The sequence below is a fragment of the Virgibacillus kimchii genome, from assembly GCF_055379185.1.
Genome location: NZ_AP043951.1, coordinates 3,582,776 through 3,609,004, shown reverse-complemented (window position 1 = coordinate 3,609,004; position 26,229 = coordinate 3,582,776). Strand labels below are relative to the sequence as shown.

General features: G+C 39.7%; 28 protein-coding genes. 8 read left to right on the top strand and 20 right to left on the bottom strand.

The annotated features are described in order from the left end of the window. Window positions 1–66 precede the first annotated feature (66 nt). Both ACZ42C_RS17515 and ACZ42C_RS17510 read left to right on the top strand, forming a co-directional pair. Window positions 67–447, top strand: coding sequence for a DUF2642 domain-containing protein (locus tag ACZ42C_RS17515; protein WP_461180414.1), 381 nt, complete (start codon window positions 67–69; stop codon window positions 445–447). Between the two features lie 13 nt (window positions 448–460). After that, on the top strand, window positions 461–673 hold the full coding sequence (locus ACZ42C_RS17510) for a hypothetical protein (RefSeq protein WP_461180413.1): 213 nt from the start codon (window positions 461–463) through the stop codon (window positions 671–673). Window positions 674–935: 262 nt separating this feature from the next. Here ACZ42C_RS17510 and cysC read toward each other — a convergent pair whose 3' ends face one another. The 5 genes from cysC to ACZ42C_RS17485 form a co-directional block, all read right to left on the bottom strand. Next, a complete protein-coding gene (gene cysC / locus ACZ42C_RS17505) occupies window positions 936–1,538 on the bottom strand; it encodes an adenylyl-sulfate kinase (protein ID WP_461180412.1) in 603 nt (200 codons plus the stop codon). A gap of 11 nt (window positions 1,539–1,549) precedes the next feature. After that, window positions 1,550–3,328 (bottom strand): SLC13 family permease, encoded by a 1,779-nt coding sequence (locus tag ACZ42C_RS17500; protein ID WP_461180411.1) that lies wholly within the window; start codon window positions 3,326–3,328, stop codon window positions 1,550–1,552. Between the two features lie 318 nt (window positions 3,329–3,646). Further along, window positions 3,647–4,795: a sulfate adenylyltransferase gene (sat, locus tag ACZ42C_RS17495; protein ID WP_461180410.1), complete on the bottom strand. Its 1,149-nt coding sequence runs from the start codon at window positions 4,793–4,795 to the stop codon at window positions 3,647–3,649. A 412-nt stretch (window positions 4,796–5,207) separates the two neighbouring features. Beyond that, on the bottom strand, window positions 5,208–6,491 hold the full coding sequence (locus ACZ42C_RS17490; RefSeq protein ID WP_464891249.1) for an IS110 family RNA-guided transposase: 1,284 nt from the start codon (window positions 6,489–6,491) through the stop codon (window positions 5,208–5,210). Window positions 6,492–6,789: 298 nt separating this feature from the next. Then, on the bottom strand, window positions 6,790–7,890 hold the full coding sequence (locus tag ACZ42C_RS17485; protein ID WP_461183612.1) for a glycosyltransferase 61 family protein: 1,101 nt from the start codon (window positions 7,888–7,890) through the stop codon (window positions 6,790–6,792). A gap of 160 nt (window positions 7,891–8,050) precedes the next feature. On the opposite strand from ACZ42C_RS17485, the gene ACZ42C_RS17480 reads away from it, so the two are divergent. From ACZ42C_RS17480 to ACZ42C_RS17470, 3 genes are all read left to right on the top strand, one after another. Then, window positions 8,051–9,184, top strand: coding sequence for a polysaccharide biosynthesis C-terminal domain-containing protein (locus ACZ42C_RS17480; RefSeq protein ID WP_461183611.1), 1,134 nt, complete (start codon window positions 8,051–8,053; stop codon window positions 9,182–9,184). A gap of 15 nt (window positions 9,185–9,199) precedes the next feature. After that, window positions 9,200–9,937: a sulfotransferase domain-containing protein gene (locus ACZ42C_RS17475; protein ID WP_461183610.1), complete on the top strand. Its 738-nt coding sequence runs from the start codon at window positions 9,200–9,202 to the stop codon at window positions 9,935–9,937. 68 nt (window positions 9,938–10,005) lie between these two features. Next, on the top strand, window positions 10,006–10,944 hold the full coding sequence (locus ACZ42C_RS17470; protein WP_461183609.1) for a glycosyltransferase: 939 nt from the start codon (window positions 10,006–10,008) through the stop codon (window positions 10,942–10,944). Window positions 10,945–11,113: 169 nt separating this feature from the next. On the opposite strand, the gene ACZ42C_RS17465 is transcribed toward ACZ42C_RS17470, so the two are convergent. The 4 genes from ACZ42C_RS17465 to ACZ42C_RS17450 all read right to left on the bottom strand — a co-directional run bounded on the left by ACZ42C_RS17465 (window position 11,114) and on the right by ACZ42C_RS17450 (window position 15,351). Continuing rightward, window positions 11,114–12,115 carry a polysaccharide biosynthesis protein gene (locus ACZ42C_RS17465; protein ID WP_461183608.1) on the bottom strand — a complete coding sequence of 334 codons (1,002 nt, stop codon included), beginning with the start codon at window positions 12,113–12,115 and terminating at the stop codon, window positions 11,114–11,116. Between the two features lie 409 nt (window positions 12,116–12,524). Continuing rightward, window positions 12,525–13,805, bottom strand: coding sequence for a glycosyltransferase family 2 protein (locus ACZ42C_RS17460; protein WP_461183607.1), 1,281 nt, complete (start codon window positions 13,803–13,805; stop codon window positions 12,525–12,527). Between the two features lie 271 nt (window positions 13,806–14,076). Then, on the bottom strand, window positions 14,077–14,649 hold the full coding sequence (locus tag ACZ42C_RS17455; RefSeq protein WP_461183606.1) for a CotY/CotZ family spore coat protein: 573 nt from the start codon (window positions 14,647–14,649) through the stop codon (window positions 14,077–14,079). Between the two features lie 483 nt (window positions 14,650–15,132). Further along, the gene (locus ACZ42C_RS17450; RefSeq protein ID WP_461183605.1) at window positions 15,133–15,351 is read right to left on the bottom strand and encodes a hypothetical protein; all 219 of its coding nucleotides are present in this window, start codon (window positions 15,349–15,351) and stop codon (window positions 15,133–15,135) included. A 111-nt stretch (window positions 15,352–15,462) separates the two neighbouring features. Here ACZ42C_RS17450 and ACZ42C_RS17445 point away from each other — a divergent pair, with 111 nt between their 5' ends. After that, window positions 15,463–15,795, top strand: coding sequence for a thioredoxin family protein (locus ACZ42C_RS17445; RefSeq protein WP_461183604.1), 333 nt, complete (start codon window positions 15,463–15,465; stop codon window positions 15,793–15,795). Between the two features lie 37 nt (window positions 15,796–15,832). Here the strand turns inward: ACZ42C_RS17445 and ACZ42C_RS17440 are convergent, their stop codons facing one another. From ACZ42C_RS17440 to ACZ42C_RS17425, 4 genes are read right to left on the bottom strand one after another with little or no spacing between them, the layout of a single operon-like run. Further along, the gene (locus ACZ42C_RS17440; protein WP_461183603.1) at window positions 15,833–17,047 is read right to left on the bottom strand and encodes a hypothetical protein; all 1,215 of its coding nucleotides are present in this window, start codon (window positions 17,045–17,047) and stop codon (window positions 15,833–15,835) included. 15 nt (window positions 17,048–17,062) lie between these two features. Then, window positions 17,063–17,884: a hypothetical protein gene (locus ACZ42C_RS17435; RefSeq protein WP_461183602.1), complete on the bottom strand. Its 822-nt coding sequence runs from the start codon at window positions 17,882–17,884 to the stop codon at window positions 17,063–17,065. Next, complete coding sequence (locus ACZ42C_RS17430) at window positions 17,881–18,570, bottom strand: ABC transporter ATP-binding protein (RefSeq protein ID WP_461183601.1); 690 nt, start codon at window positions 18,568–18,570, stop codon at window positions 17,881–17,883. Before ACZ42C_RS17430 ends, ACZ42C_RS17435 begins: the two co-directional genes overlap by 4 nt. Beyond that, window positions 18,571–18,957, bottom strand: a complete 387-nt coding sequence (locus ACZ42C_RS17425) for a GntR family transcriptional regulator (protein ID WP_461183600.1) — start codon at window positions 18,955–18,957, stop codon at window positions 18,571–18,573. Between the two features lie 202 nt (window positions 18,958–19,159). Between ACZ42C_RS17425 and ACZ42C_RS17420 the strand changes: the two genes are divergently transcribed. Then, window positions 19,160–19,921 (top strand): exodeoxyribonuclease III, encoded by a 762-nt coding sequence (locus ACZ42C_RS17420; protein WP_461183613.1) that lies wholly within the window; start codon window positions 19,160–19,162, stop codon window positions 19,919–19,921. Between the two features lie 60 nt (window positions 19,922–19,981). After that, entirely contained in the window at window positions 19,982–20,377 is a 396-nt protein-coding gene (locus ACZ42C_RS17415) for a hypothetical protein (RefSeq protein WP_461183599.1), read from the top strand. Between the two features lie 305 nt (window positions 20,378–20,682). On the opposite strand, the gene ACZ42C_RS17410 is transcribed toward ACZ42C_RS17415, so the two are convergent. The 7 genes from ACZ42C_RS17410 to ACZ42C_RS17380 all read right to left on the bottom strand — a co-directional run bounded on the left by ACZ42C_RS17410 (window position 20,683) and on the right by ACZ42C_RS17380 (window position 26,198). Continuing rightward, window positions 20,683–20,949, bottom strand: a complete 267-nt coding sequence (locus ACZ42C_RS17410; protein WP_461183787.1) for a hypothetical protein — start codon at window positions 20,947–20,949, stop codon at window positions 20,683–20,685. Continuing rightward, window positions 20,946–21,746 carry an ExeA family protein gene (locus tag ACZ42C_RS17405; protein ID WP_461183788.1) on the bottom strand — a complete coding sequence of 267 codons (801 nt, stop codon included), beginning with the start codon at window positions 21,744–21,746 and terminating at the stop codon, window positions 20,946–20,948. Before ACZ42C_RS17405 ends, ACZ42C_RS17410 begins: the two co-directional genes overlap by 4 nt. Next, entirely contained in the window at window positions 21,739–23,025 is a 1,287-nt protein-coding gene (locus ACZ42C_RS17400; protein WP_461183789.1) for a DDE-type integrase/transposase/recombinase, read from the bottom strand. The genes ACZ42C_RS17405 and ACZ42C_RS17400 overlap by 8 nt, the downstream gene beginning before the upstream one ends. Window positions 23,026–23,111: 86 nt before the next feature. Further along, window positions 23,112–23,690 (bottom strand): hypothetical protein, encoded by a 579-nt coding sequence (locus tag ACZ42C_RS17395; RefSeq protein WP_464891285.1) that lies wholly within the window; start codon window positions 23,688–23,690, stop codon window positions 23,112–23,114. A 144-nt stretch (window positions 23,691–23,834) separates the two neighbouring features. Next, complete coding sequence (locus ACZ42C_RS17390; protein WP_461181899.1) at window positions 23,835–24,056, bottom strand: DUF5348 domain-containing protein; 222 nt, start codon at window positions 24,054–24,056, stop codon at window positions 23,835–23,837. Beyond that, complete coding sequence (locus ACZ42C_RS17385; RefSeq protein WP_461181900.1) at window positions 24,053–24,853, bottom strand: ExeA family protein; 801 nt, start codon at window positions 24,851–24,853, stop codon at window positions 24,053–24,055. The genes ACZ42C_RS17390 and ACZ42C_RS17385 overlap by 4 nt, the downstream gene beginning before the upstream one ends. Next, the gene (locus ACZ42C_RS17380; RefSeq protein WP_464891255.1) at window positions 24,846–26,198 is read right to left on the bottom strand and encodes a DDE-type integrase/transposase/recombinase; all 1,353 of its coding nucleotides are present in this window, start codon (window positions 26,196–26,198) and stop codon (window positions 24,846–24,848) included. The genes ACZ42C_RS17385 and ACZ42C_RS17380 overlap by 8 nt, the downstream gene beginning before the upstream one ends. Window positions 26,199–26,229 lie beyond the last annotated feature (31 nt).

Here is a 26,229-nt window from a genome sequence, read left to right as displayed (position 1 = left end):
AGTCACGGTACTCATTTTGCAGATAGGAGAGTATTTGATCATTATATTTAGAAAGGAAGGATTAATTTGTCACCACTGACAGACCGACAAAGAAACCTACTGTGTTTAGCAAACCAATTGTCACAAAATATGATGACAACTGATGACAGCAATTCAAATCCCAGTGTTTCCGTAGATTTACCAGGGATAGACTTTGATGTAGATTTGGGTTTTGGAAGAAGAGAAACTGAGACACCTCCATCTACTCCTACTACTCCTGCTACTCCTGCTACAATTAGAGAAGTAATGCAATCTTTAGTAAATGAACAAGTTGAAATTACGACTCCGTTTGATATGATAACCGGCACACTGCTACTTGTGAGAGACGACTATGTTGTAGTGGTTGAGAACTCAGGTGCTCAAGTATTGGTTAGAATCGATAAAATTGAACTCGTAAGCGAATTGTAAAGGAGGTATTTACGTGTTTGAAGATACTTTTGCTGCCGAACTGGCAACACGTATTGGATCAAACGTTTTGGTTGCTACCGATAATAATATGACAGAAGGAATTCTTTCCACAGTGACCCCGGATTTGGTTTTGGTTATTGAGGTTAACGATGGATACGGAGATAATACTAAAATGTATGTATCTGTTGATGCTATCAATTTTGCTCGTTTTCCTGAAACAGCATAAATAATTAGTAAATGCCCCGGCAGATTTACCGGGGCATTTACTTTTAAAAAGAGTCTGTTACAGTTCACTGTGAATATTATATAGTAGTTATATTTTCATTAGTATAATATTTTTCAATTCCCTTTAAAAGATCCATAGTGCTATTTTAAGTGTCCTCTTCTCTCGCGCTCTCTTTCTCCCTCTAGTTTATTTCTTACTATATTTCCATTGACCGTGACTAAACATATTTGACCCGGGTGCTTTTAATGATGACTTTCATTTATTATGCCACATATCCTTCTTTCTTCAGGTATGATATAATCGTCTGTACTGAATCTTGAAGATTTTGCCTATTCGTATCCAGTGTAACCTCCGGGAAAGCAGGCGGTTCATATGGTGCATCAATCCCTGTAAATCCTTTGATTTCACCCTCACGAGCTTTCTTGTACAATCCCTTCGTGTCACGTGATTCGCAAGTCTCCAGGCTCGCATCTACAAACACTTCAATGAATTCATCTTCTGCCAACAGATTTCGTATTTCATCGCGGTCTGCTCGATAGGGTGAAATGAAAGCTGCCAATGTAATTATTCCTGCTTCCACCATTAGTTTCGACACTTCTCCGATACGGCGAATATTCTCTTTCCGGTCTTTTGGACTAAAACCAAGATTCTTATTTAATCCATGACGAATATTATCTCCATCCAACCGGAAAGTTCGGATACCCATGTTATGCAACTCTTTTTCCAATTCAACCGAAATAGTTGATTTGCCTGAACCGGAAAGGCCAGTGAACCATATTACAGCGCTATGATGTTTATTCAATTGTCTGCGATCTATCTTTGTTACTTTCGAATGATGCCATTTTATATTTTCTGATTTTGTCATAGTGTTCCCTCCTAAAACCATACATGATAAATGATAAAAACAGAAGTTACCATCACTATAAAACTAAGTGGAAGACCAACTTTTACGTAATCCATAAACGTGTAGCCACCAGGACCATATACAATCAGGTTAGTCTGGTACCCAATTGGTGTAATAAAGCTTGCTGAAGCTGCTATAGCAATGAGTACAGCCATCCCACTCGGGTTAACAGCAAGTGTTTGCGCCATTTCAATTCCTATAGGAAGCATCATTACCGCCGCTGCACTGTTCGTTACCACTTCAGTAAATATATTGGTCAGGACATAGAGCATAACTAGAATGGCCACTAACCCCAACGACTGTCCAAAACTCAACAGGCAGCCCGCAATCCATTCCGTCAGACCTGTTTTTCTCATCGCTATACCAATCCCGAATGAACTGGCAATCAATAACAATACATTGAAATGAACATATTCCTTTGCTTCCTGGGGTGTGATGATCTTTGAAGTCAGGAACACCAGGACTGTGAGTGCCATCGCTTTAAACATACTGAGCCAGCCTACTGTTACAGTAACGATCATTACAAGCAGCATGGCTATGGAAAACCACCCTTTCTTCCTGCTTTGATTCAGCGAAGCAGGTGTATCAAGGGTTGACACAACAAAAAAATCCTTTGAATTCTGGTATTTTTCAACAAAGTCAGTACCTGCCAGAATCAATAGAGAGTCGCCAGGCTTTAATATAATATCTCCGATTTTGTTCCTGATTCGTTCATTATTACGATTCACCGCAATGATACCGGCATCATACCTGGAACGAAACTGCGACTGCTTAATAGTTTTAAATAAGAGGGAAGACTGGTCAGAGACAACTGCATCCACCAGATTAGTCGATCCATCCCTGAGATCATCAAGATCAATGTTTGTTCCTGTTTCGAGTTCCAAACCTCTTACCTTTTGCAATTCAGCAATGGTTGAAATTAAGCCAGTGAAAATCAGCCGGTCACCACATTGAATAACGGAGGTTGATCTAACCGGTGATATCCTATCCTCCCCCCTAATAATTTCGATAAGGTAAAGTCCTTTCAGATCACGCAATCCAGCCTGCTCAACAAACATGTTATGATATCTGAAATCATCTGTGACGTGCATTTCCGCAATATATTCTTTGGAAGCATTCTTCGTACGTTGGCTAAACCCTTTGTTACTCGGAAGCAATTTATATCCAACAGTAAATAAATAAATGAGTCCTAATACGGCAGAAGGAAGACCTACCACAGCCAATGTGAAGAAAGAAAAACCTTCGAATCCAAAGTCAAGCATTAATCCGTGAATCACAAGATTCGTAGATGTTCCCATTAATGTGATCATCCCGCCTAAGATGGTTGCGTATGACAATGGAATTAAAAACTTGGAAGGAGCAATTCCTCGTTCCTCACACCATTTCTTAATAATTGGAATAAACGTAACGACAATCGGTGTATTATTTAAGAAGGCCGAAAATGCTGATGCAGGCACAAAAAAACGCAGCATGGAACCAGCGTGAGTTCGACTGTTTTGAAGCCATTTTTCCATCATATGGTTAATCAAACCGCTTTTTTGCACCGTTCCCGCCACAATGAACAATAATGCTACAGTAAGCATTCCTTCATTGGAAAAACCACTCAGTGCTTCATTCACTGTTAGGATTCCGGTTAAAAGTAAGATAACCAATACTGAAAAAATGACCATGTCCGGCCGGGCCACTTCAAAAATCAGCACAGCAAACATGGTCAACAATACTATCAGTAGAAAAATCATATCAAACGACATGGGGTATCAAATCTCCTTTTAAACACATCTTCAGGAAATCAGCTATGCTTCATCTATGAATAAAGAGTTATTAGGAGTTTGGAACGAGTGGTGGTTTGTTTAAGTTGAGAAATGCAGCATCCTATAAGAGATGTATTTTTATCAGATAACTTCGTCCATAATGTTAACCAGATTAAAGTTAAAAAGGTACACTGTGTTGCCACAATTACGATTCAATAAAAAAGCCAGAAGTGTATGGCGTTGGGTAAAAGAAGAGATGCTCTTTGCAGGATAACAATGACTGTTACCGCGACATCCGTAACAAACATAAGATACATTCTATGATTGCATACCTTTGATCAGTATATCTGCCACTTCCGGGCGTGAAAATTCCTTGGGGGGCCGCATACTATTCCGGAGTAGTTCACGCACTTTTGTGCCACTTAAGTGCACATGATTATTCCTGTTATGCGGACAAGTTTTTGCGGATGCCATGTTTTTGCAGAGGTTACAGTAAAATGCATGTTCAAATTTAAATATTTGAATGCCGAGTTCTTCTTCATATTTTGCTATTAGATTCTGGGCTTCATAGGTACCGTAATAGTCTCCGACACCAGCGTGATCCCGCCCAACAATAAAATGGGTACAACCGTAGTTTTTTCTGACAATTGCATGAAGAATAGCCTCCTTTGGCCCTGCATAGCGCATAGCAGCCGGATAAATGACGAGACGGACACGATCTTTCACAAAGTAATTTTCCAGTATAGCTTCATAGCTTTTCATTCGAACCACAGCGGGGATATCATCCGCTTTCGTTTCGCCGACAAGCGGATTCAGAAATAACCCATCCACTGATTCAAGAGCTGTCTTTTGAATATACTCATGTGCCCGATGGACAGGATTGCGCGTCTGAAAGCCAACGATTGTTTTCCATCCCAGTCTTTCAAACATACGTCTCGTCTCTGACGGATCCATATAATATGCCGAAAATTCGCTGTAATCCGGGCGATGAAGCAGTGTAATTGGTCCGCCAAGGTATATATTTCCTTTTTCATAGATTTTCTTCACACCAGGATGCGCCATATCATTGGTACCATATATTTCTCTTGCTTCTTTCTCCTGGTCATATGCATATTTTTCTTCCAGGGTTAGGATCCCATAAATAATCCCATCGCTTCCCTTTAACGCAATCCTTTCCCCTATAGGGAGGTTTCCAGCCTGCTCTTCCGTTACCGGGAGTGTAATCGGTATGCTCCATACCGTACCATCTGCAAGACGTGTATTTTCTACGACATTCTTATAATCAGCCGATACCATAAATCCTGTCAGCGGACTGAAACCACCTGTTCCGATTAACTCCATGTCAGAAATAACCCAGGAATTGACGATTATATACTTAAGCTTTTCTGCATCCCTGAGCGCCTCATTTCTTTCTTTTCCAGTTAATTCTCGGCTGATTAATTTGCCTCCATGCGGTTGATTGACCATACAGCAAACCTCCCTCTATATAATTAAAATATCTTCAAAATGCTCTTGTTTTCTTAGAATTTCATAAACATCCACTTTGGAATGTGTTGGAGCTAATCCTTTATAACACGGAATACAGAATATTCTTACTGGGGTATATCCATCCTATCAGCCAAATTGTGAACATTTGGTGCTTAAATGGTATGACCATGCTTCATTCTCCACGCTTCTTATGGTCGCTTACCCTCCCATGTATCACGGGATGTTATCCACACATTCCCTCGTCCTGCGTATCCACAAGGTGGAGGTCGGATATGCTCCTTAGCTGGGTCATATGCCCGAATGGTGTAAATAAGCTCCGACTCTGCATTGTTGGTGTTTGTTTAATTCCAGAATTCCAAGTGCATTTATCCATCCATTTTGTTCATAAAGCTTAAGCAGCCTGTAATGATTCTATTTGAGGTAAACCTTTTAGTAACTTGCTTCCATCAAATTCACATTGTTTCTTGCCTATGGTGAACATAACGCGTATTAATTTCCCGCATAACGCAATAAGTGATTGCTGTTTCTTTAACGGATTATTGGGGCGGGTAGTGTAATACCTGTGCAGTGCCTTAAACGTCGGGTTACTTGCCACTAGGGGGCGTACAGCCAGATACAGGGCTTTTCGCAACTTTTTTCTGCCACGTTTGGTGATTTTCGTTTGTCCTTTCAATCTCCCGGAGCTGTGTTCCCGTAACGTTAAGCCCGCCATGTTTACCAATTGTTGTGGGTGATCATACTTGGTGAGATCCCCTACTTCAGAAAAGAACGTGGCAACGGTTATGGCACCAAGCCCCTTAATATTTATCAATTCCTCAGCACCCGGTATATCTTTCAATAGCTCTGTGATTTCCTCATCCAACTCTGTTAACTGATTTTGATACAGCTCATACTGGTCTAAAAGGCTGTGTAGTTCTTTTCTTGCGAACCTGAGCCCAATTTCAATGCCAATGCTCTTCTGTGCTTTCTTGACTAATTTCCTTGCCCGTTCTATACCCATGCCGCGTTTGATAACGGTTTTCCACGCTGCCAGCACTTCTTCCGGAGTCATTTGACGGATTTCATAAGGGAACGGGAACTCGCGCAGTGTGAATAACGCTGTCTTACCGGACCAGTCTTTAAAGACGTCATCAAATTCCGGGAAGTACCGCTGAATATGATTCTGAACGCGACCTTCGATGATCATCAGCTGCTTCATGAGTTGATCTCTTAATTTGATCCCTTCCCGTAATTCGGCATAAATGCCGTCGAGAAGATTTGGTACGGAGTATCTCCCATCTTTCACAAGCTGTGCAATAACGCGGGCATCTTTGGTGTCATTTTTCGTTGGTGAGTTATCATCAAGTTCTTTGGACTTCTTAACGTGCATTGGATTTACAACCACAAAGCGAATGTCTTTGGCTTTTAGATAGTAAGCCAAACCAAGCCAAAAGTGTCCGGTTGGTTCTGCGCCAACAATCACTTCGCTTTTGTTGTTTTTCTCCTGCAATCTGGAAATCCAGTCTAAAAGCTGTTGAAAGCCATGTATGCGATTGTCAAAGACCAATTTCTTACCCAATTCCACGCCCCGATCATCCTGGGCACGTGCCACATGTTTATCCATGGCAATATCGATTCCTACTATCAATGTGGATGGTGTGATTTGCGCTAATTTAAGATTTTGATTATAATTCATTACGAGTCCTCCTTGGTATTTATTTAATTTCGGGGTCAATACATTGACACCCTGTACTATACCAAGAGGGCTCATTTTTGTTCAAACCTCAAATTTCTTCATTACAGGAATGCTCCTTATTTTTTAAATCTATATACTATCATATGGAGATAAAGCTAAAGCCGGCACCACTTCCACCTAATTTTCTATTAATGATATAAATAATATAATAGGTGAAAATATTTTAATTGTACTATTAACACAGAATGATATGATTAAAGCATAGATGGCACTGCCACTACTTTGAACAGGCAGATATTTAAGTTATCCCTTCTTCCTCCAGAATTACTGCTACCTTTCTCACATCCACAACAAGGTTTTTGATCACTTCATGTCCTTTGGCTCCGGGGTTTGCAATTCGGCACTTCAATAGATGATAATCCAGATCCAAATACTGACCAATCTTCACAAATTCATCTGACGTGGCTGTAAATAACTGCAGAATTTTTGTTTTCGGTCTACAGAACATCAGATTTGCCAGACCGGCGCCATTTGGACTTATAATCACTTTTGCCGATGAAAATAGATCAATTTGTTCCTGCACAGTCAGCGAGCCAAGTGTAACTTTCTTAAATCCTTTTTTATCAAGGAGTTTTAAGAGTTTATTTTCATTGGCAACTTTTCTCCATGCCGCATCTTCACGGCTGATGTAAATGCGTTCAACATTACTCGAATTCTTTTTGGATTGTGATGTAAGAAACTTCTCCCTGATAAATTCAATCGTCCATTTCACACATGTTCCTATATTAAACGGAACCGATGGCAATATCAGCTTTTCAGCCTGCAGACGTTCTCCCGGCGTAAATTCAATAATTTTATCCCTAGGGATGCCAAGCAATTGAACCGTTTGCCATTGAAAGGGCTTCGTCATAGGTGGCAAGACATATTTATCTATCTTATAGCCACTGAGTTCCAGCAAATGAAACCTTCCCAACGTATCGTGCAGCCAATGCCAGTAATTGGTATGACCGGCCCAGGCCAAAACCCCCAGCCTTCCGTGATTGGAAGCCGTATGAGGTATCTGTTTAGCTGCAGCTTTTTCGAAATATCTCCAGTACAAATGAAAGACCATATCATATATGCATTTGTTATCAGGTGTTAATGCATATACCATGCCCTCTCCTTTGTCACACATCCAAACACTACCGTTATCGATTACGGAAACGTAGGACTTGCCAAAGGTGTGATTTTCCCCAAAACGCGGGGGATATACCCAATCCACCCATTCCGGCAAGTCCCCTTTCGGAAGAGTGTATGTTACTTTTTCATTTTTATAGAATTCTTTATATACATTCTCTATATCTGTTATCCGATTCTCTTTTTTGATCCAATCCAGTGAATGAATATATAAATTTGTCATATTTTTACTCCCCTTTCAACTCCGGCCTATGCCCTATTTCTGCACATAACTTCGAATGATCCATAATATGTAGAAAAGCCATTAATAGTGTTAAACTATTGACCAATTATATCTGCTGAAATTGTTGTGTTATTGATTAATAGAAATGGAGGAATATGGAATGCTTAACGTACTGGTCACCGGAGCAGGAGGTTTTATAGGAAAAAATTTAATTGACAGATTGCACAGGGAAGAAGGTATCTCCATTAGACAATACCTGCGCGGAGATGATCTATCACTGCTGTACAGATATTTAGATGAAGCCGATATCATCTATCATCTCGCTGGGGTAAACAGACCTCGGGATAACGATCAATTTGAGAAGGTAAATAGAGGACTTACTGAACGTATGGTCAATTATTTAAGAGAAAATCAGAAAAGACCAAAGATCGTTTTTTCTTCCTCCACGCAGGCAGCACTTAATACGCCTTATGGGGTGAGTAAAAACGCTGCTGAACAAGTGCTTATAGATTATAGTAGTGAAACCGGGGCAGAAGTTTTTATTTATCGCTTGCCGGGTGTCTTTGGGAAGTGGTGTAAACCATATTATAACTCCGTGGTTGCCACATTCTGCCATGAAATATCCCGCAATAAAGAAATTGAAATCCATGATGAGGAAAAAGTAGTTGAACTAGCGTATATAGATGATATTACAGCCGATTTTTTGGACTGTCTTAAAAGGAAAAAAACGAAAGATAAAATTTTTTACCCCATCAGGGAAACCTTCCATATAACGTTAGGGGAACTGGCTCATATCCTTTACGAATTCCGGGAAATAAGAAAATCCCTGATTATCCCGGACTTATCCGATAAATTAACAAAATACCTGTATTCGACCTACCTGTCCTACTTGGAAGAAAATAACTTTTCCTATGCATTACCGGCCCATCAAGATGAAAGAGGAAAGCTTATCGAGTTAATTAAATCCCGCCAAGCCGGTCAAGTTTTTATGTCAACCTCACGGGAAGGCGTCGTAAGAGGGAACCATTACCACCATACAAAAGTAGAGAAATTTTGTTTAATTAAGGGAGCAGCAAACATTTATTTAAGAAAGATTCATACTGATGAACTGATCTCTTATACTGTCACAGATCAGGATATTAAGATGGTAGACATCCCGCCGGGGTATACCCATTCCATTGAAAATATAACAGACGGGGAAATTATTGTATTGTTTTGGGCCAATGAAAAATTCGATCCGGAGCACCCGGATACTTTTCCCTTAGAAGTTCAGCCAAGCGAGAAGAATAATTAAGAAAGGATGATAAGTATGTCAACGGAAAGGAATTACACATGTCAGGAAGATGATATTTGCCTCGTAGCATATCCTAAATCAGGGAACAATTTTTTGCTTTTTCTTGTAACTATGTTGTTATACCAAAAAAAAATGGACTGGGCCACTAAAGGAGAATTGATTCAAAACGTTCAAAGTGAGCCTATTGAGAATTTACCTACTCCGCATCTTGTATGGAGCCATGAAAGTTACGATTCTTCCTACCCAAAAGTCATTTACCTGGTAAGGGATCCAAGGGACATCGTCATTTCCTATTATCATCATTTTAAAAGATATTACAACAGTAACCGTAACTTTGACGATTTTTTTGAGGCATTTATGCAAGGAAATATTGGGTATGGAAAGTGGAGTACAAACGTAGATAGCTGGCTTGATAATCAGGAAAAAATCAAGCATGGTTTTCTCCTTATCAAGTACGAAGATCTCCTTGAAAATACCCGAAAGGAGGCCGAAAGAATAATAGACTTTCTAAACTTAGACCGGACAGAAAAAGAAATTAACGAAGCTGTCGAGTGGGCTTCTTTCGATAATATGAGTGCTTTGGAGAAGAAACAGCGTGACCATTTAATAGGCAATTCACCAACAGTAAATCAAAGCATTCCTTTTGTACGGGAAGGGAAAGCAAATAATTGGAAGTCATTTTTAAGTGAGGCACAGCAGAGAAAAATCAACCAATCATTTGAAATTACGTTATCAAGGTTAGGTTATATATAAAATATTCTTTTGACACGCCTTCTTATCCTGGAAGGTGTTTTTTATCTCAATAAGGTGGTGGCGAACTAATGACATTCAAATTATTGTTAATCGCAGCTGATACCTCTTATTTTACCAACAATAATTACCACTTTCTCGAGAAAGAATTAGCAAAAATTACGAAGCTCACAGTTTATCGAAAATCCGGGCATATAAAAAAAATATTAAAAAACATATCTGAAAAACCGGATTTCATTTTAATCATTAATGATGTCGGAAAGACATTTTCACCTGTGGTGACCGGCTTGTCCAATATTAGTATACCAAGCGGACTGGTAGTTAACGATGCGCACCGATTTGTCAGTCAGCGCAGGAAATTTATTGAAAATAATAATATTAGGAATTTTTTCGTCATATGTCGGCATAACTTTTACAATTATTATCCCCATCTAAGCCAAAAACAGGTATTATTCCTTCCCCAATTTTCCAACACAACCATTTTTAAAGATTATTGCAGTGAAAAAAGCATTGACTTGATGATGTTGGGAGAAGTTTCTCTCCAAAAAATATACCCATTAAGGGAAAAAATTTTTAAATATTTTAAGGATGATCCAGGGTTTTACAACCGGCCTCATCCCGGATGGAGAGATTTTACAGAAGAACAGCCGAAAAATGTATTGATCGGTGAAAACTATGCCAGGACCATCAATCAGGCAAAAATCTTTTTTGCTTGTGGTTCCGTTCGTCAGGTTGTAACATTTAAATATTTTGAAGTACCGGCCTGCCGCACACTGTTAATGGCTCCAGCCCTGCCGGAACTTAATGAGATTGGCTTCCTGCCAGGCAAGCACTTTGTGGATATAAACGAAGACAATTTTCCGGAAAAAGCAGCATACTATTTGGAAAATACGAAAGAACGGGAAAAGATAACTGATAATGGCTATCGTTTCGTTCATAACTATCATTCCACTGCACATCGGGCAGAGCAGCTGGTCCGGCAGATAAAGCGTGTTCTTTATAGTATGTAACCCTCAATAACTGTCACAGTGCTATCATTCAACCATGAGAGGGTTTAAACATTAAGCACACCTTATATTAACAGGCCTCACCATTTAACTTTTTTTATAAAGCCCCTTACCACCATCACGGTGATAAGGGGGGATTTAACACTTATTTTATCTATTATAGTTTTTATCTTTAAAGAGCTTTCGATTTGATTACACCTGCTTCTTTAAGAATTCCTTCAATTTCGCCGGTTGACATTAATTCATCGTTGGATTGATATTGTTTAAATGTTACCCGAGGTAAATTTCCATAGCTTTTCATTAATTCCTTTGAAGCATTGTCTGGCAAAATAACATAATAATTTTCATCATATTTATACGTGTTCCGGGATTCAGCATTTGATACCAACACTTCATGAAGCTTTTCACCAGGCCGTATCCCTATTTCAGCTATATCAATATCTCTGACCGCAAAATGGTTTTCCATAACAGAAATCAAGTCAACAATACGGCATGCTTTCATCTTCATGACAAACGTTTCCCCGCCAATTGCTTGTTTGGATGCGTATATCAGTAAATCAATCGCTTCTGAAACAGTCAGGAAAAACCGGGTCATATCCTTGGAAGTAAGCGGTACTTTGCAATGATTTACAATCTTTTCTTTAAAAAATGGAATGACACTGCCGTTTGTGCCAATAACATTTCCTCCACGGATACAGACAAAGCGCGTTTGATTACTTAATTGATTGGCGTGAAGTATTAATTTTTCACCGATCGCTTTCGTCATTCCATAAAAATTGATTGGTTCCACAGCTTTATCTGTAGAAACATCAATAACCTTTTTAACCTTTTGATTTAAACTTGCCTTAATAATATTCTCCGTTCCATATACATTTGTTTTTAATGCTTCGTAAGGATGGTCTTCACATATTGGTACATGTTTAAGTGCTGAAAGATGAAATAAATAGTCCACATTCTCCGCTGCTTTATTTACTGATTCATAGTCTCTCACGTCTCCAATCACAAAAGTCAAGTTATGATGATCTGAAAATGCCCTTCTCATTTTCACCTGAGCAAATTCATTGCGTGAAAAGATCCTTATTTCCTTTGGTTGAAATGTAAGCAGTTTATTAACTAGTTCATGTCCCCAGGACCCTGTTCCTCCAGTAATTAATATTGTTGCATTTTGAAACACGTTTAAACAACTCCCTTCAGGGATAACACCCACTGTTGATATACTCAGGATCAGATTAAATCAAGATGGCTAATGACTGATAGAAGTCTTATTAAATAGATTCCCGAACAGATTCCATCAGACCTTGTTTAAAAACTAAACAGGTTATACCTTAATATATGAATAATATAGTAGACTGTACATGATATGCGCTTACTAAAGACAAAAGAGGCAATTGTTAAAGTCAATTCAGCAGCAGAGATGAATAGAGCAGGACACCTGCCTGTTACACTCTAGTAAATCCGCCGCACAGGCCCCTTACGCTTATACTTATTAAGGATTCGCTTCAAGATTTAAAGAGTAACGCTAAAGTTGGTAAAAAATCAATAAGTTATTTATTCGAGTAAAACACTTTCTGCAAATGATTCAGTTATTTCAGCTTGCTTAAGAAATCCTTCCAGCTTGAAAGATTGCTTTTGGTTATACTATCTTTGTGCTCCCTCACATTATATACAGTAAAATCATGGTACTTTAATTGAGAATCCTTACTTAATTGAAGTAATACACTCACATCTTCATAAAGCCTTCCATCTTTAAACGCAATTACCGGAAATCCGCCGATCTCTTTTAATGAGTCAGTCCGATATATCCTGGGTCCAAGAGGAAAACGATACGACAGTAGCTCAGTTCTCCCGTTAACTTCTTTTCCTTTGGCAACACCTTTAAAGAGAACCTCTCCCTCTAACTGCTTCCACTTTCTCAGATTGCCATACAATACAGAAGTATCTTTTGGCAGATCGATTAATTGTTTTTTAATTACGGAAACAGCATCAGGGTCCAGCCAATCATCAGCATCCAATTCCAATATAAAATCAGATGAAACATGTGGCAGCAAATCATTTAAAGCCCTTGCTTTACCCCCATTCTGTTTATGAAAAACCTTGATCTGTGCTCCATCATTCCATTTTTCAAGCTGTTGAAAGGAATGATCGGTAGAACCGTCATTCATAATTAATATCTGTTCCGGCTGCTCACTTTGCAGCAGGCAGGAAGCAATTGCGGTATTCACGTATTTTTCCATATTATAATTTGCAATAATGACAGAAAGTGCCGGCGCATCGGTATTAATTTTTTTAAATTTGTATTTCTGTATTATTTCCTCCCTTTTGACTTTATTTGTCGTACTATTTTTCTTTACTGAACTGATTAAACCATCACTAATTAGTTTGAATGAATTGTCTACAGTGGATAGCCAAGCCGGGAAAAGAGATTCTTTAAACGGAAGCTGAGCATCTGACAGGAGTTTATGGTGTTTTAGATATGAAGTGCGTACGAGCAAAGGATGCTGCACTACTTCTTGTTTACGATGACAGCAGCTCGTCACTAATACTTCTTTTCCATGGGGCAAAAAAAGGGAATCTGTTTCTATAGCAGAAGAAAGGTAATCCGTATCATGAAGAAATAGCAGGTAATCAGTATGAATAAAATTGACCTTTTTATTCAGTGTTTCCCCTGTATCATGATTTTCAGTATAAATACATTCCAACTGCTTAATCCACTCATATTTTTCAGAAATACGCAGTGGCAAGCTCGGTTTCTGCAAAATAATAACTGATTTCAGTCTCACACACACGTCTTTTAATGATTGCAGTGCTTGATCAATTACCTTCTGATCAGAATAATGGACAAGCACAGCGGTTATATCATTCAATTTGGATGCTCCTTTCAGAGTTTTTCCTCCCTAAAAATATTGAAGTAAAAAGCTGTATAACCAAGTACTTATAAATGAAAAGCCACTTGAAGTAATATTTAGTTAATTTCATGTGGCTTTTCCTCATGTTTGTATTTAATAATTAGCTTAATTCTTTGTGCCAGCCTTGTTTTCTGAAACTTCTACAGGTTGTTCCTAATGTTATCGGTAAAAGCATATGATACTGAAACCTGATGTTCAGAAAGTGTCGGGTTTTGGATGCAGGTAAAACCTAGCAAAAGGAATGAGAGACGGGACATTCACCTGTGTGCATTGGAGTAATGGGATCCAAGCACGTAATTCCAATAAATTTATCCACTTCAATGGTTATACATATACCGGTTGCCTGAAAACCTATAACCGGGTCATCAGCAGGAAAAAAGGGAGCAATAGTTTTGTTGCAGCATTTTGATTCCGGCATTAAAACCCTGCACTTTTCTGTGACTGGCAGCAATAATTCCACTTTCAGACAACAGTCACTGTCTTTTACAAAATGTTTTGCACGAAGGATTGGAGTTTCTGCACTCCCAAACAAATTCTCGCTTTTCTTACCCATTGGGGCCTGAAACACACCGCTTCCAATAAACGGTTTACCATCTTTACAGTAAAGTATAAATGGAATGGTAGTGTTCCCCGATCCCGGGGTATTCCCTTTCCGCAATTGTTGTATGACTGAATCACATGGGGGAAGATGCGATTCAGCAGTTTTCTTCTGTGCATTAATGATACGAATAATCTTATCTTTAACACAGTTATCATATTTTTTCTTTAGTTCGAAAAATCCTCTGCCTCTATATTTACCCATCAATGACGCTCCTTTTTATTTATAAATGACTATTAGTTTATGCAGGCATTAGTTTAGTAGATTGTATGTAAGTCTATTGCTGCAGGAATTAGTTAAATAGACTATCTGCTAAATTCTTTCATTTGAATAATATGTAAGAAAGCCGGTTACAAACCGACTTTCTCAGGAGTAATATTCATGGGTAAATCATCAACAAGCTTGCAGTGATTTATATTATTTATATGTAACAACCTGCCAGCATGTCTCGGCATTTCCACTATTAGACGAACACAGTTTTAAAAATTCGTAGGTGCTTTTGTCATTTTTTTGGAAAATAGACTAGTAAATCAAATGGAAGGCAAAAGAAGTAGGAGGAAAGGTTTTTTCCTGACACCTTAAATATGGATGAGAAGAATGTGTCTGAGAGTTGGAGAGGCTTAGCAATTAAGCATGTTATAACTGACTATATAAAAAACCCCGTTTCCTCGGACGGAAAACGGGTTTTTATTTCGGCTGATCACTTCTATGCTTTCGTTCACTTTGGGATGCATCCTTTGATTTTGTTTTTTTCTTTTCTTCTTTTGCTTCAATCTTCAAATCCTCCAAAGGGATATCGTCCGTGAATTTCTGGTTTTCGAATTCATCCAGTTTATTTCTTCTCTCTACGCCTCGTTCCTGGCGTTTCTCTTTATCTCCGGCAGGCGATTTATTCTCTTTTGCCACCGTATTCACCTCCCCTTCCTGTTTCAAAGTATTTACCTTTTTTCCGCAACGCCTAAACATACACATGAGTCAGCTTCCCTGTTATAATGTTTTTATAGGACGGTGACTTCAATGAGGGAATTTATAGAACTGACAAGTATTTCAGAAACAGAAGCATTTATTGCGGATCATCCATTGACTTTTCTTTATATATCCCGTCATAATTGCAGTGTCTGTCACGGCCTGTTGCCGCAAGTGAAGGAACTGCTGGATCAATTCCCTGATATTCAACCGGGACATATTATCGCAGATGATGTAGAAGAAGTTGCCGGGAGGTTCTCTGTATTTACTGTTCCTGTTTTATTGCTTTTTGTCGAAGGAAAAGAATATATACGGGAAGCACGTATAGTACATATGGATCTTCTGGAGGAAAAAATTAAACGTATTTATAACAATGTAACATAGTGGGATATCGGGGACAGATTCCTTGCCCCCTGTCCCGCTAATGGATCACCATATCGAACAAATGGAAGGTATAATCGTTTGTATCACCGCCGTTCCCTTTTACCTGTCCTTCATATACTAATTCACCGGTTTGAACATCCACAACGAGGATGTTTGCCTGTATATATTCTTCATCCGTGTAACTGACAATGTATATCTTCCCGTCTTTTATTGCGGTAAGAGGCTGTCCCATATGCATATCCACATTGTCCTGTTCGATGGTAAGCGAGCGGCTTTCATCCAGTTCCTGATTTTCCAGGTCATAAACCATAATTTCAAATCCGCTTGCACTGGAATCGATGAAATACAACGAGGAACCCTCCAACTTTACCGTATTGGCTAAGTCCTGGAATTCATCAGGCAGTTCAAATTCTGCGTATTCATTCGTCTCCACATGAATGGAAACTACCCTGCTCTTAGATAAATCCGTATAGTGAATCCCTTCTCCATCTTCTCCCGTTTCCCACTCTTCAAGAATAAATACCGCATAGCTGTTGGACTTCAGGGAACTTCCCCCCTCCGGTATATATACACTCGTCATGGTTTGATCAGCCGTTCCATCTTTATAGGATATAATCTCCTCATTATGTACAAGAGATTTTTGGTTCATGTCAAAATCGTATACATGAATTTCCGTAGCAAAACCCTCACTTGTGCCATTTACATAATTGTTCGTAAGGAGCTTAATCTGATCTCCGACAATATGTACCTGTTCTACATGTATAAAACTGTATTTTTCTCCGTCAGGAACATCTGCACTAAATTCCGTCGTCCCACCCGAATCTTTATCCAGTATCTCTACTTGAAATTCCTTATCCCTGTCCGTGTTGGAAGATACATCGGCATAAACTGCATTCACCTCATTTTCAGCCAACTGGGATTCCCTTAATTTCCCCCGCATAAAACTTTTGTAATCCTTCTGCAGCTCTTCCATTTCCTGAGACATGTTTCTCCCATGAAGCCGATCCAAGTATGATGATTCGCTATAATACTGTGTTCCTTCTGCTGTAATTTGAAAGTTGTCTCCTTTTATATTTTCTATCCTGTAATCACCGTAAAGGGTCAGGTTTTTCACTTCTGCTTCATCTCCATGAAGTGTCTCCATCATAAATTCCGGATAATTGCTTCCCGCAAATGCAGATTGAATATAGAAAGAACCTATGGTAACCATCGTTATAATAGCTATACTTATCGATTTCCAATATTTTCTCATGCTTTTTCACCCCGCCTAAATCGTAATTTTTTTCGTTAATAAATAATGACTTACCCAAATAGACATTGCAGCTACAATGACTCCTAACATCATTTCCACGACCAGAAGTTCAACAGGGTATAAATATTCGGTTAATACAAAGAATGGCCATGTAAATAAAGCAATGGCAAAAAGACCATAAACTGCACCCAGCAACACGCCCTTCCAGCGGAAGCTCCGCTCAAATAAAATGGCAGTAAATACAACGAAAACAACCATAAACCCTATACCATAATGGATCATAAATTCCATGAAACTTAGCGGTAATAAAATTTGTAAATAGCCAAAGCTGTCAATCACTTCATTTACGGTCATATCCACTCTAAGCTCCCGTGGCACCATCCACTGCAAAATAATACTTTGCAATGGGATGAGCATCAGCTGGAGGGCAATCAATCCAAGCACCATTAAAAAGATGGAAACAGCTTTGGCCAAATAAACATTTATTCTGGCAGTAGGCAGCATCAGTAACCGGTAAATGAATGTATTTTTCGCAAACCAGTCTCTGTACCAGATGAAAAATGTGTAAAAAATCAACGCGGCAATACACAATGCGATCGGCCCCATAAACCAGAGACTGTTCGTTACCTGAAACATACTCATCGGTCCGTACTGTGTAATAAACTGCTCTATAGACATCCCCTGCGCATAAATGGATTCGTTCGCCCTGTTTACATACTGGTTGGACAAAACGATAACACCGGTGATCTGTGATAAGATGGTGATCACAATCAATACGAGATACAATTTAAAAAATCGGCTGATTTCAAAATGCACCAGTTTTAAATACCTGTTCATGCTTGAAACACCTCTCTCATGACATCTACAACAGACTTTCCTTCTGTTTCCCGCATTTCTTCTGAATTAAATTGCTTTAAAACAACACCTTCATCCAGCAGAACCACTTTATCGATTAAATGTTCAATATCACTGATCTCATGCGTTGTTATAATAACCCCACGGTCTTCAATCAGATGACTGGTAAATACTTCAGCGATTTGTTCGCGACTGAAAATGTCAATCCCGGAAAATGGTTCATCCATTAATAAAAAGTCAACATCCATCGCCAGACCGAGCAGCAAATTCACCTTGGCTGTATTCCCCTTGGATAATTCAGAAATCCGGTCGCTTTCCTTCAATTTGAAAAAACCAAGTATTTCCGTTGCCCGCTCTTGATTCCATGAGTCGTAAAAATCCTGCATAAACTCCATCGCGCCGGCAATCGTCATTTGCGGCAGCATCGTAATCGCATCCGGGATGAACGTAACTTTCTCGTAGCTTCCTTTATGTATTTTTTCGCCGTTAATTAAAATGTTCCCGCTGTTCAATGGCGTCAAATTCATGATTGCGTTCAGAATCGTTGTTTTTCCTACGCCATTTACACCGATCAGACAGGTGATCTCCCCTTTTTCTGCAGTAAAGGAAACCCCGTTCAACACCTTTTTCCTCCCAAACTTTTTTGTGATTTCTTTAACCTCAATCAATTATATCCCCTCCTCTTCATTACGTTCTTTTCTGTACTGTTCTTTAACCAGTCTTATGATTTCTTCCAATGGAACATTGATTGGGCGAATGGATGAAACAAAAGCATCTACCGCCTCCGAAATCAATTCTTCCCGAACGGATCCCAAGATCTTTTCATCCTTTGTAATTTTGCTTGGCTGGTTTCTTTCCGTATAAATCAAGCCTTGTTCCTCCATTTCTTTATATGCCCTTTGCGCTGTATTTGGATTAATTTTTAACTGATTCGCCAATTCCCGCCGAGAGGGAATCTCCTGCCCAGGCTCCAGCAAGCCCGTTGCCATTCTTTCTTTGAAATGACGAACCACCTGGACATACACTGGATCCCGCTTATTAAAATTCACATTCATGATCACAGCCCCTACTTTCCTGTTCTGCTGTTGGTATAGTGTATCAACCACTTAATACACTATACGTAAAAAAATATATGTATTGACCGATTAATACGCTTTAAGTGTATTATATGCGTAATACACTTCATATGTCAATATCTTTTCCGTGATTTATGCTACAATGGGAAAAAACGAACATGAGGGAGAAATACGGAAATTGATGAAACTTGTATCATGGAATGTGAATGGCATCAGGGCTTGTGTAAGAAAAGGGTTTATGGATTATTTCAGGGAAATAGATGCAGATATTTTTTGCCTGCAGGAAACAAAAGTACAGGCCGGTCAAATTAATCTGGATTTGGAAGGCTACCATCAATACTGGAATTATGCAGTACGCAAAGGGTATTCCGGCACAGCTGTTTTTACAAAGCAGAAACCGCTGTCCGTTAAATATGGGCTAGGTGAAGAAGATGTGGAGGAAGAAGGGAGAATCATCACCCTTGAATTTGAGGCATTTTACCTGGTCAATGTTTATACGCCGAATTCAAAAAGAGATTTAACCCGATTGGATTACCGGTTGGAATGGGAAGATAAGCTCTTTGATTATTTAACGGAACTGGATAAAGAAAAACCGGTTATTTACTGCGGCGACCTTAATGTTGCCCATCAGGAAATTGATTTGAGAAATCATAAAACAAATCACGGCAATTCCGGATTTACGACGGAAGAACGGGGGAAAATGACACGCCTGCTGGATTCCGGCTTTGTGGACAGTCTCCGTTATTTTCACCCTGATAAGGAAGGACTGTATACTTGGTGGTCGTATATGAAGACGGTGAGAGAGAGGAATATCGGATGGCGGATTGATTATTTTATCGTTTCCGAAAGGTTGACTGACAGGTTGAAAGATTCCCAAATTCACGCGCATATTATGGGGAGTGATCACTGTCCGGTTGTATTGGAGATGGATGACTTGTGTTAGTTTTTATTCCGCAAATAAGCTTCCATTCTTATAAAAATCTGAAATTAAGGTGTGATTCATTTGAATACATACAGCAAAACACTATTACGTTTCTCGGCAATTTTTGCATTAATTGGCGCATTTATCGGATCCCATATGGCGGGTGCCGGCGGCTATGAATTTCGGACTGTTCACGCACACATTCTCCTGGTAGGCTGGCTTACGCTGTTTGCCTGGGCTGTTTACTATAAAATTTTTACTCCTGCCAATACAAAGCTCGCAGCATTCCATGTGTGGACTGCAATTATTGGTGCAATCGGACTCACAGGAGGTATGTGGCTGTATTACCTGAGACCATTCGATTTGGGAGATACATTGGTGACAATCATATTCATCGTTGGCGGAACTATTTCCCTTATTAGCTTTGCATTATTTGCAGTGTTGACCTTTATGAAAACAGAGGAAGAGAAGAATTAGACCGTTCTAAACTGAAACGGCAGTATCTGCTTGTTACTGATTGTATATAATGCCTTTATATTGATTGCGTCTTCTGTCCAAGTTTTGACTAGATTATTGACCACAGAATATAAAAAGAAGGGGAAGAAGGATAATATTTCCTTCTTCCCCTTCGTGTAAACTAGCACATTATCTCAGGTCCCTAATTTCAAATTAATACAGTGGAATATCTGAAGTAATGTGCTATTTTTCCCACTTTATTCCAGCTTTGGCAATAAATAATCACTTTATTTCTCTTCTGTTTTTTTATGAAAAAAGGATGCCTCTTAAAGGACATCCTCTTCTTTCAATAAATTTATGGACACTACTCTTACTTTATAAGCCTCAAACTCCCGAAGATTAAAAGCAACATCTTCAGTAAACTCCACAAACCACGAATTGTATTCAGTATAATCTTTTCCTATATTAACTTTCACATAATGATTCTGTATCTTTATTTCTATAGGCAATCCTTCGTACGCTACGTACTCCTCTTGATCAATCCATATTTTCCAGAAACCCATATGAAAAATCATAATACCTTCAACCATCATAAAGCCCTTTCCTCAGCTGCCAGACGGACGATTTCCTCATCAATTTGTTCTTTCTTCTGTTGTGCCCCGTACAAAAGGCAGTTCATTGTTAATGTATTGATGACACGCGGCCAGCCTTGTGATCGCAAAGCGATTGCTTCCAGGGCGGTGGAACTGAAAATCGGCATTCTGGATCCTGCCAGTTCTAAATGGTGCTCTATATACGCATACACATCCTCTTTACTTAATGGTTGAATTTGATACTTCATAATGATTCGTTGAGCCAATGGCCGGTGATGATTCAAATTCAGTCGTGTTTTTAAATGTGGTAGTCCGGCCAATATGAGAATAAATGGATTCGATGAATCCATCTGAAAATTAAAAAGTATTGCCAAATCCTGTAAAAAAGCATCTTTTGCCATATGCATCTCATCCAGTATAAAAACAGGGGTAACTTTACGTTCCTGCGCCATTTGTTCAATTCCTGATTGAATCTGGCGAAACAAATCTACTTTACGAAACTTTGGTTCTTCCCCCAAACCATAAGCGAGTCCCCGGTAAAAATCCATTACACCTCCGGTAGACAATGGAAAATAGACCACATGATATAACGCCGGATTAAGTGACTCCTTAAATGAACGCAGTGTAAATGTTTTCCCGGCACCCGGATCACCAATAATTAAACCAATGCCTTTGGACTTTTGTAAATATGACAACCCGTTTAACGCTTCTTGATAAATAGTGGATTCAAAAGCGTCGGCATGTTTCACATCCTTGAGAAATGGGGTTTTTGCCAGTGAATAAAAGGATTTATACATGAGCCGTTTCCTCCCCTTCATCTTCATCTGTTGTATCCGTGACAGCGAACGGAGATGGTAATGGCCCTCGTTTGACGTGCGCGTTATCTCCCATGGAAACCGGAATAGCTTCAGCCACTTGCTTTCCATCCTCAAATACATAAACTGCTTGATCATCAAGTCGAAGTTCAATCTTTTGCCCAATATATGCAGCGGGAACCTCATATAATTGCTTTTCTAACGTAATCGTTCCATCCAATTTCACTTTTCTCTCTGCTTTTTTTAAAAAAATTGTTTCTAATATGGATAGATCATCTAAAAATGTGATATGATCTAACTGTGAATGAAATATTTGATGGGGTGATTCTCCATCAAGTGAGGCGTGTGGCTTTCGGTGGTAATCCTCCTCCAGCCACCGCCCAAATCTTTTATTTAATTCTTCCAGAGAATGAGCCGGATCACTTTTTAATAACGGATAAAACCGTGTTTGTATTGTTTTGAATAGTCTTTCTATTTTCCCTTTGCTTTTTGGATCGTATGGTTGCGTATGCACCAGTGTGATCCCCAACTCCGCACAGGCATACTGCAGCGTTTCTGATCTATAAATCTTTCCGTTGTCCGCATAAATCATGGTTGGCTTTCCACGTCGCACTAGCGCTTCTTTTGTCACTTCTCTTAATCCATCAAACTTCTCGGAAGAGAAAAATTCGGCATATGGCACGATCCTGGAACAATCATCGATATAGGCGATTAGAAAGGTTTTCTTCATCTTCCCATCGATGGGTATATATGGTCCATGTGACAGGTCTGCCTGCCATAGCACATTGACTTTGTCATAGGCAAAACGCTTCCGTTCTTTTTCCGGGTGAAAGCTCATGTGATTCCTTCCGGCCAGGTTATGTTTTTTGAGTAATCGGTTAATGGTCGAATAGGATACCTCATGTTTATGAACCTCTCCGCGGTTAATCAGCTGTTCGTAAAACACACTGACCGGCATGTGAAAAAATTCTTCTTTTCTTATTTTGAGAATGTGATCCTTATCATCGGGAGAGAGTCGGCGAGAATTCCCGCGATCTGCCCGTCTTTTGGGCTTTAATGCTTCAAACCCATTTCTCCGATAATGAAGAAGCCATTCCTGCATCGTCTTAGCCGCAATTTTTCGTTCCCCGTAGTAAGGAACCTGGTGAACTTTCCCCTCCAATTCCTGAAAATATTCCTTTGGCTCCCTTTGCCCATTGAAAAGCGGGGCAATCAGGCCATAGCGAAATAAAGCAATTTCTTCCCGTGTTTTTTCATTCATGAATTTTTCCTCCTTTGAATAGAAGGACAACCGGTTATCCATTGCTTTTATTCTACCTTTTCCGACAAGAGATTCATAGGCAATATTTATGTGGGACTGATTTTATTTTTTTCAGGCGATAAATATGGTAAAATTAATTTGCCCATAAAATATGATGACAAATGACCCCAGGACCTTCGAAAGAAGGTGGATTCGCCTAAATCCAGGATCATTTTCACGTATTTTTGGGCTTCTTTTTTTATGTCCCGGGAAAACCCTAATTGATGCCCCTCGTCCACAAAAAAACTATGTATCCAAGGTAGCCTTTCTTTAAAACGCTTGAAGTGCTGGGCAAACTGCTGGCGACAACCATCCAATTTCTCCCCATCAATGATACGGTGTATATTATGAATGACCGTATCCAAGGTATGTTGAAAATACGGAATAAGAAACTCAGGAAGAATAGAAATGTTTACCTTACAAGCCAAACATCTCATTCGACATATCGGTATACACTGATCTGCCTCCCTATCAATTCCATAACGAAAATAATATCCGTTACGGTGCAGGTTGCCCTCAGCAATACAATTACAGCCGGGACACCTTTCATACCTTGGGAAATCATTATCTTTCCCCTCTAAAGCATAACCTTTAAGACTTTTTCCAAAATAATGTGGTATCATCATAAAAAACTCCCCCTTATAATATGCAAAAAATTTAGCACATTACTTCAGGGAAGTAAATAATTAATCTGGAGGAATTTGAATAGAATGCCCCTATTTCGGAGGGAATAAAGTGACGTTTTACACCCTTCGTTCAGTTAGCCAATTTTAGATGTTTATATGATATACATTACCTATGCGAAGGTCGAATCGAACATCTTCCTCCATGATAATATACCAATCCAACCCCAACTCGAGCCTAGAAGGGATTTTATACTGGCCAACAATAAGTTCAAATGATTCACCGCAAAAGAGTGTATAATGATAACCGTTTAATTCAACTACCCAGGCGTCTCTATTGTATTCATAGGTCATCATTCCTTCTGTCATGACAGTTCACCTTCTATCACCAGTTTTACCATATGATCATCGATGAGTTTTTGTTTATTTTGGGCACCGTAAATGAGACAATGCGTACAAATCTTATTGATCAGCCTTGGTGTACCATTCGAAAACTGAAAAACTTCATGAATCGCTGCATCTGTGAAAATGTCGCTTTGTGCACCGACTTCGGTTAAATGTTTTTGTATATATCCACCTACCTGCGCACGATCATAGTGCGGGAGCTTACATTGCAGGTCGATTCGTTGCCGAATAGCTGCAAATGATTGGAGCCGAAGCCGGTCCCAAAGTTCACTTTGTCCGACAAGAATCAAAGCCATTGGACTTTCAGCGTCCATTTTAAAATTAAGCAGAAAGCGAACTTCCTCCAGCATTTCCCGGTCCAGTAGATGTGCTTCATCTACAATAACCACAGGTAATAAACCATGAATTCCACGCATCATTTCAATCTGATTGTGTAACTGCCGTTTAGCATCTCCACGATAAAACTTGGCTTCGCACCCCAACTGTTCCAGTAACCCTTTATAGAAATGCCGGGGTGTTAATTTAGAATCGGCCAGATATAAAACCTTAAACAAACCGGAATCCAGTTCATCCGTAAATTTCCTGAGCGTCGTTGTTTTCCCGGTGCCAGCATCTCCTGTCACCACCGCAAATAATTGTGATTCAGCTGCATATTCCAATCTCCCAATGGTTTCATCCAGCATATCCGGATAATATAATGCCGATGTGAGAATATCGCGGTTAAAAGGAGTGTGCGTAAAACCGTAAAAATGGTTAAACATGTGAAGCACCCTCTTTCTTAACCCTGCGATAGGAAACCGCTGTCTTCTGAACGTCTTTACGGGAAGCATACTGTTCCGTCGCTGCGTCCAACAGTCTGGAGTGCTCTGTGGACTGTTGTCCAAGATGATCCGGCATCGTTGGCCGTTTCCCGGCATGTTCACCAATCACCAATTCACGAGCTGTCCAAGGTGCATGTCCTTCGTACTCAATGGTCACTTCCGTAATATCCGAAGGATCATAAACCACATCGACCCTGCAGCCAATAAACGATAATCCAGCCTCGTATTTCTTACCCATAAAACTAATACATCCTGATTTATCCACTTTACGCGTCTCACAGTGTAAAAATGCTTGCGCCAATTCTTCTGTACTGACAAACCGTAAGGCTTTGTCATCACTGCGGAAAGCTGCTTCCGGACTTTGGTTTTCCCCCAAAGCACTATGCGGCTTGTACTGGTAGCATTCACTCAACCACACACGGAGTCGCTCATTTAGATGATCCAGTGTTGTGGGCTTCTCCAGTGAAACCTCATCCAGGAAACTACCCACTATCCGATTAAACCTTTCTACCTTCCCGGTAGCCTCTGGCGAGTACGGCTTAGCGTATAATAACCGGATGCCTAACTTTGAGCAGGTTCGTTTCATCCATTTTGTCCTGTATTGTTTTCCGTTATCAAAATAAACAGATTCGGGAACACCGTATAATTGAATAGATTCACGAAAACCCTGTTCCACAATACGTTGATCCATGGTGGGATAAAACCCGGCATGCATCACAAATCGAGAAGCATCATCCAGGAACACCACCAAATAAACTTGTCTTTTCTCTCCACCTGGACCAATAGGAAGGTACGGTCCATACTTAATATCAGAATGCCATAATTGATTGCGAGTTTTCCGTTGGAAACGCCTGGCAGCCACACCAGGATCACTGTACATTCGCATATGCCGAGCACTATACCCCTTTTCAGCAAGCTTTTCCTGCAAGGTACTCCGCTTCAATTGACCGGGCTCAGCTCGTTTTTCCCATTCCAGGATTTGAATAATTTGGGCAATACTGCGTGATGGTACTTCCCGACGCAATAAGATAGCCTGTTTCAATAAATGATCGGGAATAGCTTCCCTGATTTGCGTACCTTTTCCTTTTGGTTTTAAACCTTCAAACCCTGCCTGTCGATATTGTGCTAAGTATCTTCGAATAGTTCGTTCAGAAAGTCCACTTGCTTCACAAATTTGCCGTCTGATTTGTCTGGCCTTGGCGGCATCCAATCCATCCGCCAACAATGGAGACAGTAATTGTACCCGTTCAGCAGCAATCTCCTGTGCTTTCTTTTGATTTCTCATGTCAATGAGCCTCCTTTTAAGCTATTAAACA

Coding starts and splice junctions, on each gene's coding strand:
- cysC (WP_461180412.1), bottom strand. CDS start 1,538: ATGACAAAATCAGAAAATATAAAATGGCATCATTCGAAAGTAACAAAG.
- ACZ42C_RS17500 (WP_461180411.1), bottom strand. CDS start 3,328: ATGTCGTTTGATATGATTTTTCTACTGATAGTATTGTTGACCATGTTT.
- sat (WP_461180410.1), bottom strand. CDS start 4,795: ATGGTCAATCAACCGCATGGAGGCAAATTAATCAGCCGAGAATTAACT.
- ACZ42C_RS17490 (WP_464891249.1), bottom strand. CDS start 6,491: ATGAATTATAATCAAAATCTTAAATTAGCGCAAATCACACCATCCACA.
- ACZ42C_RS17485 (WP_461183612.1), bottom strand. CDS start 7,890: ATGACAAATTTATATATTCATTCACTGGATTGGATCAAAAAAGAGAAT.
- ACZ42C_RS17480 (WP_461183611.1), top strand. CDS start 8,051: ATGCTTAACGTACTGGTCACCGGAGCAGGAGGTTTTATAGGAAAAAAT.
- ACZ42C_RS17475 (WP_461183610.1), top strand. CDS start 9,200: ATGTCAACGGAAAGGAATTACACATGTCAGGAAGATGATATTTGCCTC.
- ACZ42C_RS17470 (WP_461183609.1), top strand. CDS start 10,006: ATGACATTCAAATTATTGTTAATCGCAGCTGATACCTCTTATTTTACC.
- ACZ42C_RS17455 (WP_461183606.1), bottom strand. CDS start 14,649: ATGGGTAAATATAGAGGCAGAGGATTTTTCGAACTAAAGAAAAAATAT.
- ACZ42C_RS17445 (WP_461183604.1), top strand. CDS start 15,463: ATGAGGGAATTTATAGAACTGACAAGTATTTCAGAAACAGAAGCATTT.
- ACZ42C_RS17440 (WP_461183603.1), bottom strand. CDS start 17,047: ATGAGAAAATATTGGAAATCGATAAGTATAGCTATTATAACGATGGTT.
- ACZ42C_RS17435 (WP_461183602.1), bottom strand. CDS start 17,884: ATGAACAGGTATTTAAAACTGGTGCATTTTGAAATCAGCCGATTTTTT.
- ACZ42C_RS17425 (WP_461183600.1), bottom strand. CDS start 18,957: ATGAATGTGAATTTTAATAAGCGGGATCCAGTGTATGTCCAGGTGGTT.
- ACZ42C_RS17420 (WP_461183613.1), top strand. CDS start 19,160: ATGAAACTTGTATCATGGAATGTGAATGGCATCAGGGCTTGTGTAAGA.
- ACZ42C_RS17410 (WP_461183787.1), bottom strand. CDS start 20,949: ATGATGGTTGAAGGTATTATGATTTTTCATATGGGTTTCTGGAAAATA.
- ACZ42C_RS17405 (WP_461183788.1), bottom strand. CDS start 21,746: ATGTATAAATCCTTTTATTCACTGGCAAAAACCCCATTTCTCAAGGAT.
- ACZ42C_RS17400 (WP_461183789.1), bottom strand. CDS start 23,025: ATGAATGAAAAAACACGGGAAGAAATTGCTTTATTTCGCTATGGCCTG.
- ACZ42C_RS17395 (WP_464891285.1), bottom strand. CDS start 23,690: ATGATGATACCACATTATTTTGGAAAAAGTCTTAAAGGTTATGCTTTA.
- ACZ42C_RS17390 (WP_461181899.1), bottom strand. CDS start 24,056: ATGACAGAAGGAATGATGACCTATGAATACAATAGAGACGCCTGGGTA.
- ACZ42C_RS17385 (WP_461181900.1), bottom strand. CDS start 24,853: ATGTTTAACCATTTTTACGGTTTTACGCACACTCCTTTTAACCGCGAT.
- ACZ42C_RS17380 (WP_464891255.1), bottom strand. CDS start 26,198: ATGAGAAATCAAAAGAAAGCACAGGAGATTGCTGCTGAACGGGTACAA.